Here is a 12363-nt window from a genome sequence, read left to right as displayed (position 1 = left end):
GTGTCTGGCCGAATCAGTCAAATTTCGTAATTGGCGATCGCCGACTCGATGTTCTGCCCCAGGCGCTTGAGCACCAGGTCTCGTGCCATGGTGTAAACCAGCGGGTTGAGCACCATGCGTGCATCGCCGGTATAGATTTGCGAAGACGCGTTGTTCCAGTTGACGAACAGCACGCTGCCCTTGCTGTCTGCGGACTGACAGTGAACGGCGCCGAAGGCCATGATCACTTCGCCCTCATCGTCTTCGGCACAGGCACTCAACGTGAACTGGCCGCCACCAGGCTTGCTGGCGTTGCGATTGAACAGGTTGATCGGTTTTTCATTGCCGGTTTTTTTCAGACCATCCAACGCCGTACCCGCCGCTTTCAACAGGGCTGGCCCGATGGCACCGGGCAACGCCGCGCTGGCCACCAGCGAACCGATGACCTGCAGGCCTACCTGATCCATACTCAGCGACGTGTCCTGGGAGCTGAAGCGCGAGTAACGCTTGTTGATGAAGGTCCAACCCAATTCGTTCATCACCTTGGCAAACAGCTCGTACCACTTGGCGCCATCCTCTTCCTTCGGGAATTGCTTGGAAGCCACCAGGCTGGCGTACAGGTAGCTGTTGCGCACATCCGCCTTGTTCTGTTCGCTCATGCCGCTGACGAACGAAACTACACCATTGCAAACGACCGCCGCGTCCGGGCTGGTAGTCCCTGCGGCAAAACTGCGGGCGCCCATTGACGATCGCGACGTAGCGACGGGCGCCGGGGCCTGAGGTAGCTCGTAAGCTTCAAGCTGGGCCAACTGATCTTTCATTTGGGACAGAGAGACAGGTGCGAATTGCATAAGAAAATTCCTTGTAGAAAAACGCGAATCGTCATGATTTCGCGTATGAAAGCCCATTCCGGCTGGCGCACGCGCCCCGCTAGAATGCAGCGATGTGTGTATGGAGGCGATCGCCCAGCCGAATTTTCAGGCCCTGTGCGAATGGTTCGTATAACTCGCGGGAAAATATCGACGTGGTGGTCCACGTGTAAACAAAGGCTTTGCCACGAGTTGCGTTGAAGTGATGGCTGAGCCATCTCTCGGGAACAGGCTCGGGGCTCTGAAAGCCGATGCCAAATGTAATCAGGCGGCCAGCTGTTTCAAGCAACACCACCTGCAGGTCCAGTGCAGTGCCACGCCAGCTGTTGGCATGCAATACCTGCAGACCTGGGGAGCTATCGGGCGCTGCAGCGACCGTCGCCAACGCCTGCCGGACAGGGCGGCGCATGGCCACTGGGAGCTGTTTGGCGATGCCGATCCTCAAAAGATCATGAACCACCCAGCCCGCTCGGCTAAAACTTAGGCCATCATGGTGGGTATGGGAAGTCTGGCGACAGCCCAGCAAACCCAGCACGCGATGGAATTCACCCTTCCAATGCAGCTCGTGAGTATCGCTATGCAACTTGGCGGCACTCAAATGAGCGGCCAGCAAGGCAGGACGTATATCGAGCACGGAGGAGTCAGACCGACCGTGGTGCGTCAGGAGGATCACCGACCCGACTGCCTCGGCATGTAGCGCTTCATCAGACATAGGCAATTCCAAAGCTGTCATAACGTCACCAGCCCGATGGTTCACCGGGCTGGTACGAAAGCATCAATCCAGATCGAGCGCGTCGATCAGGTTCGCGGTATTACCTGCCAGCTTCTTCTCGATCTGCGCCTTGGCGCCGTTGTAGACCTGCATGTTGAGCATGCACTCGGCGGCCGCGTAGCGGATGTCGGTCTGATGCACAGTGCGCTCCCAGAAGCGGCCCGGCGTCTGGCTCTCGATGTGCCCGTCCTTGGTCGCGGCCTGCATCGACGTCAGTACCATGACCACGTGCTCGTCCGCAGTTTGCATGCACGGCAGGATGCGGAACTTGGCCGAACCGGTCTTGGTGGTGGAGGCATGAAAGCGGCTGCTGACCCGGGCGTTGGCGCGCAGCGCGCCGAACGAGCCGGCAATGACACGGCAGTAGGCTTTGCTATTGCCGCCGCCCAGCGAACGGATGATCGACAGGGTGACTTGCTCGACAGTCTCGTCTACCTGAGCACTGCTGTAGGTGTTGAATTCGCTGCCTTGAGTGGTCCAGCCGCAGATACGCAGGACGTCCAGATAACGCTTGAACCACTCCTTGGGCTGCGTCTCGTTATCGAACTTGGCGCTGGCAGCGCGCTCGGCCAGCAACTGCGAATTGACCACAGCATACTTGTTGGCAACGGTCAGGCCGTCGATGCAGCCATGCATGGCCGAACCAACGATCAAGCCACACTCACCGGTGCCTTTGATCGGCTCTGGCGCAACGACGCTGCGGCCCATGACCACCGCAGGAGCGGCCGGTACTACGACGTCGAGGTTGGAGAGCAGTTGTACGCGTTCTTGAATATCCATGATGAGTCGAATCCTTGAGGTAGTTGAGCAGTGAGCAGCGCCTTGCAGCGCGGCAACCTCAAGGTATAAGGGTCGGCCTCACCGATGAATCGGTAAGGACTTCCCTGTCAGGCAATTCATCCCGGCTTGTGCGGGTACCAGCGCGGGGTGTAGACCCACTGTCCGCCATCGGCCTTGGCGAAGGTGCAGGTGGTCGACGAGCCGACCAGCACCATGGTCCGCGAGTCGACTTGATCCACCGTCAGCTCGCCCAGCGTCGTGATACTCAAACGCTGCCCCGGCCGCCCGACATCCCGGCCCAGTGTCACCGGCGTGTGCGGCGCGCGATGGCGACGGACGATGTCCAGCGCCTTACCCAGTTGCAGCGGCCGCGCCTTGGAGATCGGGTTGTAGAAGGCCAGCGCCAGATCGGCCTGACAGGCCAGCTCCAGACGCGTCTCGATGATCGACCACGGCTTGAGATTATCCGACAGCGACATCACGCAGAAATCATGCCCCAGCGGCGCACCGGCCAGCGCGGCCGTCGCCAACGAGGCGGACACCCCCGGCAGCATCTGCAGATCGACCTGATGCCAGTCCGGGCGACCCGCTTCATGCAGCGCTTCGAGCACCGCCGCAGCCATGGCGAACACCCCGGGATCACCCGACGACACTACCACCACCGAGCGGCCCTGCGCGGCCAGCTCGAACGCATGCCGGGCGCGCTGCATTTCTTCGCGATTATCGGTGCAATGCAGCACCTGATCGGCACGGAAGGGCCCCGCCATACGCACATAGGTTTCGTAGCCGAGGATATCGTCAGCACGCGCCAGCTCGGCCTTGACCGCAGGCACCATCAGCTCGGCGGCGCCTGGCCCCAGGCCGATGACCGCCAGCCGCCCGCGCGACCGGCCGACGGTAGCGAGCTCGATCGGCAGCGCGGCGACACCCACGGCGCAATGCGCACCGACCTGCATAGGCTCGAGGCCCAGCGCCTGCTCGACCAACGCGCGCGGGGTTGCACCGCCGGCAAAGCGCAGCGGCACACCCAGCGTCTGCGCGGCGCCCTGCAATGCCACGTCGGCCATCTGCGTTTCAGCGGCCAGCAGGCACGCCAAGGCCGGCCTCGCCAGGCCGGCCGCCTGCAGGGCCTGGGTGACCGTCGCAACGATATCCTCGGCGTCGGCACTCACCGCCACCAACACGTTGCGCGGATAGATCAACAGTTCATCCGCCGCCGGTGCGTGCGCCTGGCTGGCCACGCGGATGGTCAGGCGTGCCTGGTCATCCAGCGGCAGCCGCGCTTCAGCCAGCCAGGGCGCCTCGCCCTCGACCCTCACCGACTCACCCGCCAGCAGATCGGACACGAAACGCTTGCCCTGCCCCAGATCCTCCAGCGCGTAGCCCTCGGGCGGATTGAGCAGACAGGTGCCAAAGCGCAGTTCGCCGCTGGTGGTGATCGCGGCATTGACCTGCAGGTGCTCGGCGATCGCCCGCGCCATGACATTGACCCCCGCCAGCCCACCGAGCAGCGGCACCACCGCGCTGGCGTCTTCGGCAACGGCCAGCACCGGCGGCTCGGCGCCCTTTTCCAGCAACACGCCGGCCAGGCTGCGGATGACGATACCCGCCGCGCACAAGGCGATGATCGGCGTATCGCTCTGATACAGCGCGCGCAGGGTGGCGCCGAAATCGCTGTACGCTACGTCGGCGTCGTCGACGCGCCCGGCCAGCCCATGAATTCGCGCCTGTGGATAAAGCCCTTGCAGACGCTGCGCCGTCGCCAGCGCGCCAGCGCCCAGAATGACGATCGCAGGCGCCATCACCCCTGCCACCGTTCACCCGGCACGATGATCAGCGAGAAGTACGGCGACGACATTGGATCGACCTCGTCCAGCGCGACGATCTTCTGATTGGCCATGGTCGCGCGCTCGACATACAGCGCCCGCCCGGCCATGCCCAACTCGGCGAGCACTGCGCGCACCTTGGGGAAATTGCGCCCCAGCTTCATGATCACTGCCGCGTCGGCATCGGCCAGGCGGCGCTTGAGATCGTCATGGGGCAGCACGCCGGAGAGCACCGACAGGCTCTGATTGCGATACACCAGCGGCGCTCCCAGCACCGAAGCGCCACCGAGCATCGAGCAGACCCCAGGGATCACCTCGGCGTCGTAGCGCTCAGCCAGACGATCATGCAGGTACATGTACGAGCCATAGAAAAACGGATCACCCTCACAGATCACCGCCACATCGCGACCAGCATCCAGATGCGCGGCCACCTGAGCGCTGGCCTGGTCGTAGAAATCACTGATGACCTGCTCGTAGGACAGCGGCGCGGGCAGTGCTTCGGTAGTCACCGGGTACACCAGCGGCAGCAACGTTTGAGCCGGCTGCAAGTGGCCTTCGATGATGCCGAAGGCGTTGCCCTTTTTGCCCTTGGCGACGAAATAGCCAATCACCGGAGACTCACGCAGCAGGCGCAGGGCCTTGACCGTGATCAGCTCCGGATCGCCCGGGCCGACGCCCAGCCCCAGCAAGCGACCGCGCTTGACGACATCACCCGACATCATTCGACCTCCGTGGCCAGGGCGTTGACGGCGGCGGCGGCCATGGCGCTGCCACCGCGGCGGCCATTGACCACCACGAAGGGCACGCCGCGGCTGTCGGCGGCGAGCATGGCCTTGGATTCCGCCGCACCGACAAAGCCCACCGGGAAGCCCAGGATCAGCGCCGGTTTGGGTGCGCCGGCGTCGATCATCTCCAGCAGATAGAACAGCGCCGTGGGGGCGTTGCCGATCACTACCACACTGCCGGCCAGGTGCGGACGCCACAGTTCCAAGGCCGCCGCCGAGCGTGTATTGCCAAGCTCTCGGGCCAGTTCGGGCACGCTATCGTCCTTGAGGGTGCAGATCACCTCGTTGTTGGCCGGCAACCGCGCGCGGGTGATGCCCTCGGCAACCATCCGCGCATCGCACAGGATCGGTGCGCCCGCCGCGATGGCATCACGCCCGGCCTTGCCGGCGCCTGGCGAAAAACGCAGATCCGCCACCACTTCGACCATGCCGCAAGCGTGGATCACCCGCACGGCGAGTTTTTCGAGATCGCTCGGAATGCCACTCAGGTCGGCTTCGGCGCGGATGATGGCGAAGGAGTTGCGATAGATCTCCTGACCGTCGCGGATGTAATCAATCATGGGTATTGCTCCGTAAGCGGGCATCCAGCAAGGCGCCAGCTTCCTGCACAGTGATATGGGTGGCCTGCAACGCGCCGAAACCGGGCCGCGTCGCATCGCGCAAATAAAGATCGTAGTAGCCGTTGCCCACGGCCAACAGGGTAGCCGGCGCTACATGGGCGGCGGCGCACGAGCGCGCGCAACCGCTCAGGTGCACGGCGGCGGGGTTGTGCAAGGTGGCCGCCAGAAGCTGTGCATCGGCCTTGGTGTCGGCCAGGCCCCTGGCGCAACCACTCGAGCCGGTGCAGGCGATCAGCGCGGCCAGCGGTTGCGCCGGGTCAACCAGCCAGCCCAGCGCTGCCAGTGATCGCTGCACCGATGCGGCATCGGCGCTGGCTATTGCGGGCAGCAACAGGCCCTGCCACGGGGTGATGCGCAGGGTGCCGTCGCCCAGGCGCCGGGCCAGGTCTGCGGCGCCGCGCAGCTGCTCCGCGTCGAGGCGACCAAGCGCGGCGCCAGCAACGACCAGGCAGTGGCCAGGCTGGCGCTGAGCGTGCACACCGATCGGCGTTGCCGTGGTTGGCGCACGGTCAAAGGCCACGGTACGGATACCAAGGTCAGGGTGGCGGGCCGACAGATCCGCCACGAACCCGGTGGCGCCGGGGCCCGTGAGCAGATCGCGCAGACGATGCTGCTCAGGCGTCGCACGAGCCAGAAAGGCATCCAGCACCGCCAGCACCAAGGCATGCGCGTTGATCGCCGGCACGGCGCCCAGCGCCGGGTCATGGCCCGGACAACCGGCGAGCCCGAAGGCCATCCAGCTCGCCCCCGCGATCATCACCGGCGAGAGCCACACATCGTGATGATGCTCGAGCATCGCCAGCGCTTCGCCGCCGTCGAGCTGGATCGCGAACTTGGCCGACAAGGCGTGCAAGCGTGGTTCCTGCTCGAGGCTGGCAAGCAGCTGTGCGGCCAGCGGCCTGACATCCAGCAACTGCTGGCGGTCGAGCCCGGCGGCCGGGCTCAGCAGCACGTTGCGCACGTCATCGCCAGCCGCCTGGCGGGGGCCGAGCCCCGCCGCCAATAGCGCTTCGACCATCGCCCCATGTTCAGCGACAATGCCGCGAATCTGCAGATTGGCGCGATTGGTGGCTTCGATCACCCCGCCAGCATACGCCCGCGCCGCCAGCGCCACGGCGTCGGCCTGATCTGCCGTCAGCAGGCCGCCGGGCAGCTTGATGCGGCAGATACCGCCATCCAGCGCCTGGACGATACGCAGCAACCCCGGACAGGCCGAGGGGCGTACAGCAGGCAGCAGTGGGCGGGCCGGGGATGGCGCGTGCAAAGGAATACCCAAATTCGTCAAAAAGCGCTTCGCGGGTGAAGGCGCGGTATTATGCCTGCTTTGGCCGACAGCATGAAAAGTCTGCCCGTCGGAATTGAACGCTATGAGGAATATTCATGTTGCCCTGGCTGACCGTGGTGGGGATCGGTGAAGACGGCTTTGCCGGCCTGGGCAAGCAGGCACGGCGCGCTTTGCTGGGCGCCACGCGCATTGTCGGCGCACCGAGGCAACTGCAATTGCTGCCCCACTGCCTGCGTGCCGAGCGTATGGACTGGCCGTCGCCCTTCAGCCTCGCGCCGGTATTGGCGCTCAAGGGCGAGCCCGTGTGTGTGCTGGCCAGCGGCGATCCGATGCTGTTCGGCGTCGGCGCCAGCCTCGCGCGCCAGGTGCCAGCCGAGCAGATGCTGACGCTGCCAGCGCCGTCTTCCTGCACCCTGGCTGCCGCCCGCCTGGGCTGGCCGCTGCAAGACACCCAGATTATTTCAGTCGTCGCCCGGCCACTGAGTGCACTCACGGCACACTTGGCCAACGGCGTGCGCCTCTTGGTGCTGAGCAACGATGGCAGCAGCCCGCGGGCGATCGCCGCGTTGCTGCGCGACCAGCACTTCGGCCCCAGCCAGATGACCGTGCTCGAACATCTCGGCGGGCCGCTGGAAAAACGCTACAACGCCTGGGCTGCAGATTGGGGCGATGAATTGGCCGCCGATCTCAATGTGGTCGCCATCGATTGCCGCGCGACCATTACCGCGCCGCGCCGCTCGCGCCTGGCCGGCCTGTCCGACGATGCCTTCCGCCATGACGGCCAGTTGACCAAGCGCGACATCCGCGCCGTGACCCTTGCCCGCCTGGCCCCGCAGCCGGGCGAGCTGCTGTGGGACGTCGGTGCCGGCTGCGGCTCCATCGGCATCGAATGGATGCGCGCCCACCCCAGCTGTCGCGCGCTGGCGATCGAGGCCGATGCAGGCCGTCAGGCGTTTATCGAACACAACCGCGATGCCCTCGGCGTGCCGGGCCTGCAACTGGTCCGTGGCCGAGCGCCCGATGCGCTGCACGACCTGGAGGCGCCGGATGCGATCTTCATCGGTGGCGGTGTGACCCGCACGGGTGTATTTGAAACCTGCTGGGCCGCACTCAAGCCTGGCGGGCGATTGGTGGCCAATGCGGTCACCTTGCAGAGCGAAGCGGCGCTGATGCAGTGGCGCGCTCAATACGGCGGCGACCTGACCCGCCTGCACATCGCTCAGGCGCAACCGCTGGGCGAGTTCGACACCTGGCGCCAGGCGCTGCCCATCACCGTGCTCGACCTGACCAAAAGCCATGATGCGTGACGAAACCGCCGAGCAACCGGCGCCGCTGCGCAGCGGCTTGACCACCGGCAGCTGCGCCACCGCCACCAGCCTGGCGGCCGCGCGCTTGCTGCTGCTGGGCGAAGCGCTGGATGCCGTCGATATCGTGTTGCCCAAGGGCAAGCACGTGACGATGCGCCTTGAGTTCTGCCGCTTGCTGGATGACGGCGCTGAAGCCGGCACGATCAAGGATGCTGGCGACGATCCGGACGTCACCCACGGCGCCTTGCTGTTCAGCCGGGTGCGTCTGCTCGAAGTGCCCGGCGTGATCTTCGTCGCGGGTGAAGGCGTCGGCACGGTGACCCGCCCAGGGCTGGTACTGGACGTCGGCGAGCCGGCCGTGAATCCGGTGCCACGGCGGATGATGAGCGAACACCTGACGCGTCTGGCCGCCGAATGCGGTTATGGCGGCGGCTTCGAAATCACCCTTAACGTCAAGGACGGCGCCGCCCTGGCCCTGAAGACCATGAACCCGCGCCTGGGTATTCTCGGTGGCTTGTCGATCCTCGGCACCAGCGGCATCGTCCGGCCGTTTTCCTGCGCGGCCTACATCGCCTCGATCCATCAGGGCATCGATGTCGCCAGCACCAATGGCTACCGCCATATCGCCGCCTGCACCGGCAACGCCAGCGAGGACACCATGCGCCGGGTCTATCAGATGCCCGACATCGCCCTGATCGAGATGGGCGACTTCGTCGGTGCCGTGCTCAAGCACCTGCGCAAGGTGCCGGTCGCCAAGCTCAGCCTGTGCGGTGGCTTCGGCAAGATCAGCAAACTGGCGGCCGGACATATGGATCTGCACAGCCGCCATTCGAGCATCGACCTGCCGCAGTTGGCACAGTGGGCTGCCGCGATCGGCGCCGACGACGCGCTGCAACAGGCGATACGCGCGGCCAATACGAGCCAGCAGGCCTTGGCGATGGCCAGCGCTGCGGGCATCGCCCTGGGTGACGAGGTGTGCCGTCATGCCCGCGCCTTCGCCTGCAGCGTGGTGCCTGCCAGTGTGCAGGTCGAGGTATTCGCCATCGATCGCCAGGGCGGCATCGTCGGGACCGCTGGGGTGGCGGTATGAAGCGGGTACTGCTGCTCGGCGGCGTCACCGAAGCCCTCGCCATCGCCCGCACCCTGGGCCCGCAGCATCTCTACAGCCTGGCCGGGATCGGTCGCGTACCCACCGACTTGACCTGCCAGGTGCGGGTCGGTGGTTACGGCGGCGCAGACGGGCTGGCGGCCTTCATCCGCAGTGAAGGCATCACCCTGCTGATCGACGCCACCCACCCTTACGCCGCACAGATGAGCACTCACGCCAGCGTTGCGGCGAGCCAGGCGGGGATCGAGTGCTGGGCACTGCGCCGTGCCGGCTGGCAACCGCAGGTGAATGACGACTGGCGGACCTTCGCCGATTGGCGCGAATTGACCGTCGCGTTGCGGCCCTTCAAGCGGCCGTTCTTCACATTGGGCCGCGAGCCGCTGGAGTATCTGCACGAGATTCCCGCTGGGCAGTTCTGGACCCTGCGCACGCTGGACGAGCACTCTGGCAACAGCCGTTGCCACGTCATCGGCGCGCGGGGGCCGTTTCGTCTGGATGAAGAACGCGCACTGTTTGCGGCCAACGACTTTGACGTGTTGATCAGCAAGAACAGCGGCAGCAGCGCCACCGAACCTAAATTGCAGGTGGCCCGGGAACGTCATATGCCAGTGTTGCTGCAAGCTCGGCCGCTGCTGCCGGCGGTCGATCGAGAATTTGATAGTGTCGCCGAGTTGATCGAACGACTGCCCCAGCATTTGGGGTGAACTTACCGGCCACTTCGCGGGCTAGCCTTGCTCCTACAGGTGCCGTGCTTTTGTGGGAGCCAGGGTGCGCGTTCGGCGGCGAAGAGGCCCTCAAGTCTTGCATACCTGAAGCAGCAAACCCCCACCAGCAAGCCCGCCCCATCAGCCTTTTTACTTCCACCCCGCCATCTGGCTAATATGGCGCCCATTCCCTGATCAAGGACGCTCACAATGCACCTCACTTGGCGCCTGATGACCCGGCTCACCTGCCTTGCCCTGCTGTTCACCTGCGCACTGGCCAGCGCCAAGGATTACCCGGTCGGCGACATCACCGTGCAGTCCCCCTGGTCCCAGGCGCTGCCGCCCAGTGCTCCCACCGTGGCAGCGTATTTCGTGATCAGCAACCACGGCACATTCCCCGATCGGTTGGTCAGTGTCGACACGCCAATTGCCGGATCGGCCCAGTTGCATCAGCACCTGCACCAGGACGGGATGATGAAGATGCAGCAACTCGATTCGCTGCAGATCAACCCTGAAGAGGACGCAGTGTTCGCCCCCATGAGTTATCACGTCATGCTGCTGGATCTGCGCGATGATGCGCCTCGCGCTGAAGGTGAGCATTTTCCGCTGACCCTGCACTTCGAAAAAGCCGGTGATGTGACGGTCGACGTACCGATCAGCCGCGCTGCGCCTTAGCATCCGCTCGTCCGTACAGGCCTCTTCGCCGTCGAACGCGCACCGTTGCTCCCACAGGTGCACACCTGCGCTCGCGACGAGGCTTTCAAATCCAGCAAACAGCCCCATAGAAGAAACGCTCAAGACCTGACCGATCGGTCAGCAACTGCGCACCAGATTAGCCCCACCCCACGCACCCCTCGCTAAAACACGCACCAATACAGCGCAAGACGCCCATCATCCTCTGCCCTGCCAGCCTTATACCAGCGCGCCGCAACCGGTTAGGCACAGCCTTTGCTAGCACTCTGTGCAGCTTTCACCGAATCGCCATCTGCCCCACTAAAAAAACGCACGTACATGGAGATTGCACAATGAAGCGTCGCAGCTTGATCAAGGCTTTTACGTTGACGGCATCCATCGCCGCCATGGGATTGACCTGGACCGCCCAGGCCGCCGAGACCATCAAGGTCGGCATCCTGCACTCGCTGTCGGGCACCATGGCCATTTCCGAGACCTCCCTCAAGGACATGGCGCTGATGACCATCGCCGAGATCAACGCCAAAGGCGGCGTGAACGGCAAGATGCTCGAACCGGTGATCGTCGACCCCGCCTCCAACTGGCCGCTGTTCGCTGAGAAAGCCCGCCAGTTGCTGACCCAGGACAAGGTCGCGGTGGTGTTCGGCTGCTGGACATCGGTATCGCGCAAATCGGTACTGCCCGTTTTCGAAGAACTCAACGGCCTGCTGTTCTACCCCGTGCAATACGAAGGCGAAGAGATGTCGCCAAACGTGTTCTACACCGGCGCTGCGCCCAACCAGCAGGCGATTCCTGCGGTGGAATACCTGATGAGCGAAGACGGCGGCGCGGCCAAGCGCTTCTTCCTGCTGGGCACCGACTACGTCTACCCGCGCACCACCAACAAGATTCTGCGCTCGTTCCTGCACTCCAAAGGCGTGAAGGACAGCGACATCGAAGAGGTCTACACCCCGTTCGGCCACGCCGACTACCAGACCATCGTTTCGAACATCAAGAAATTCTCCGCCGGCGGCAAGACCGCTGTGATCTCCACGGTCAACGGTGACTCCAACGTGCCGTTCTACAAGGAACTGGCCAACCAGGGCCTGAAAGCCACCGACGTACCGGTCGTGGCCTTCTCGGTGGGCGAAGAAGAACTGCGCGGCATCGACACCAAGCCACTGGTCGGCAACCTGGCGGCCTGGAACTACTTCCAGTCGGTCGAGAACCCGGTCAACAAGAAATTCGTCGCCGACTGGAAAGCCTACGCCAAGGCGCACAACCTGCCGGGCGCCGACAAGGCCGTGACCAATGACCCGATGGAAGCCACCTACGTGGGTATCCATATGTGGGCCCAGGCCGCCGAGAAAGCCAAATCGTTCGAGGTCGACAAGGTCCGTGACGCCATGGCCGGGCAGACTTTCGCCGCGCCATCGGGCTACACCTTGACCATGGACAAGACCAACCACCACCTGCACAAGCCGGTGATGATCGGCGAGATCCAGGATGACGGTCAGTTCAACGTGGTGTGGCAGACCAAGGAGCCGATCCGCGCCCAGCCGTGGAGCCCGTACATCCCTGGCAACGACAAGAAGCCGGATCATCCAGTGAAGAGCAACTAAGACGACCGCTCTCCACAAACACTGCCAACCCTGTGGG

At 64.3% G+C, this 12363-nt stretch carries 12 protein-coding genes; 5 read left to right on the top strand and 7 right to left on the bottom strand.

Features of this window, described 5'->3' with window-relative positions; genetic code table 11:
* Window positions 1-17 precede the first annotated feature (17 nt).
* The 7 genes from LIX93_RS19065 to cobG all read right to left on the bottom strand — a co-directional run bounded on the left by LIX93_RS19065 (window position 18) and on the right by cobG (window position 6868).
* Window positions 18-830: a hypothetical protein gene (locus tag LIX93_RS19065; protein ID WP_226505604.1), complete on the bottom strand. Its 813-nt coding sequence runs from the start codon at window positions 828-830 to the stop codon at window positions 18-20.
* Window positions 831-909: 79 nt separating this feature from the next.
* Complete coding sequence (locus tag LIX93_RS19060) at window positions 910-1560, bottom strand: hypothetical protein (RefSeq protein ID WP_226505603.1); 651 nt, start codon at window positions 1558-1560, stop codon at window positions 910-912.
* Window positions 1561-1623: 63 nt separating this feature from the next.
* Entirely contained in the window at window positions 1624-2400 is a 777-nt protein-coding gene (locus LIX93_RS19055) for a hypothetical protein (RefSeq protein ID WP_226505602.1), read from the bottom strand.
* Between the two features lie 116 nt (window positions 2401-2516).
* Window positions 2517-4202 carry a precorrin-3B C(17)-methyltransferase gene (gene cobJ, locus LIX93_RS19050; RefSeq protein WP_226505601.1) on the bottom strand — a complete coding sequence of 562 codons (1686 nt, stop codon included), beginning with the start codon at window positions 4200-4202 and terminating at the stop codon, window positions 2517-2519.
* Complete coding sequence (locus tag LIX93_RS19045; RefSeq protein WP_226505600.1) at window positions 4202-4948, bottom strand: precorrin-2 C(20)-methyltransferase; 747 nt, start codon at window positions 4946-4948, stop codon at window positions 4202-4204. The genes cobJ and LIX93_RS19045 overlap by 1 nt, the downstream gene beginning before the upstream one ends.
* Window positions 4945-5571 (bottom strand): precorrin-8X methylmutase, encoded by a 627-nt coding sequence (locus LIX93_RS19040; protein WP_226505599.1) that lies wholly within the window; start codon window positions 5569-5571, stop codon window positions 4945-4947. The genes LIX93_RS19045 and LIX93_RS19040 overlap by 4 nt, the downstream gene beginning before the upstream one ends.
* A complete protein-coding gene (gene cobG / locus LIX93_RS19035; RefSeq protein ID WP_275948756.1) occupies window positions 5564-6868 on the bottom strand; it encodes a precorrin-3B synthase in 1305 nt (434 codons plus the stop codon). The genes LIX93_RS19040 and cobG overlap by 8 nt, the downstream gene beginning before the upstream one ends.
* 143 nt (window positions 6869-7011) lie before the next feature.
* On the opposite strand from cobG, the gene cbiE reads away from it, so the two are divergent.
* The 5 genes from cbiE (at window position 7012) to urtA (ending at window position 12326) form a co-directional block, all read left to right on the top strand.
* Window positions 7012-8223, top strand: a complete 1212-nt coding sequence (gene cbiE, locus LIX93_RS19030; protein WP_226505597.1) for a precorrin-6y C5,15-methyltransferase (decarboxylating) subunit CbiE — start codon at window positions 7012-7014, stop codon at window positions 8221-8223.
* Complete coding sequence (locus LIX93_RS19025; protein ID WP_226505663.1) at window positions 8216-9313, top strand: cobalt-precorrin-5B (C(1))-methyltransferase; 1098 nt, start codon at window positions 8216-8218, stop codon at window positions 9311-9313. Before cbiE ends, LIX93_RS19025 begins: the two co-directional genes overlap by 8 nt.
* Window positions 9310-10035 carry a cobalt-precorrin-6A reductase gene (locus tag LIX93_RS19020; RefSeq protein WP_226505596.1) on the top strand — a complete coding sequence of 242 codons (726 nt, stop codon included), beginning with the start codon at window positions 9310-9312 and terminating at the stop codon, window positions 10033-10035. The genes LIX93_RS19025 and LIX93_RS19020 overlap by 4 nt, the downstream gene beginning before the upstream one ends.
* Window positions 10036-10266: 231 nt before the next feature.
* Window positions 10267-10710 carry a copper chaperone PCu(A)C gene (locus tag LIX93_RS19015; RefSeq protein ID WP_226505662.1) on the top strand — a complete coding sequence of 148 codons (444 nt, stop codon included), beginning with the start codon at window positions 10267-10269 and terminating at the stop codon, window positions 10708-10710.
* Window positions 10711-11060: 350 nt separating this feature from the next.
* Complete coding sequence (gene urtA, locus LIX93_RS19010; RefSeq protein WP_226505595.1) at window positions 11061-12326, top strand: urea ABC transporter substrate-binding protein; 1266 nt, start codon at window positions 11061-11063, stop codon at window positions 12324-12326.
* Window positions 12327-12363 lie beyond the last annotated feature (37 nt).

This window comes from Pseudomonas sp. MWU16-30317 (genome assembly GCF_020515695.1).
In the GTDB taxonomy this organism is placed as follows: domain Bacteria; phylum Pseudomonadota; class Gammaproteobacteria; order Pseudomonadales; family Pseudomonadaceae; genus Aquipseudomonas.
This window is presented reverse-complemented; position numbering and strand designations above follow the sequence as displayed.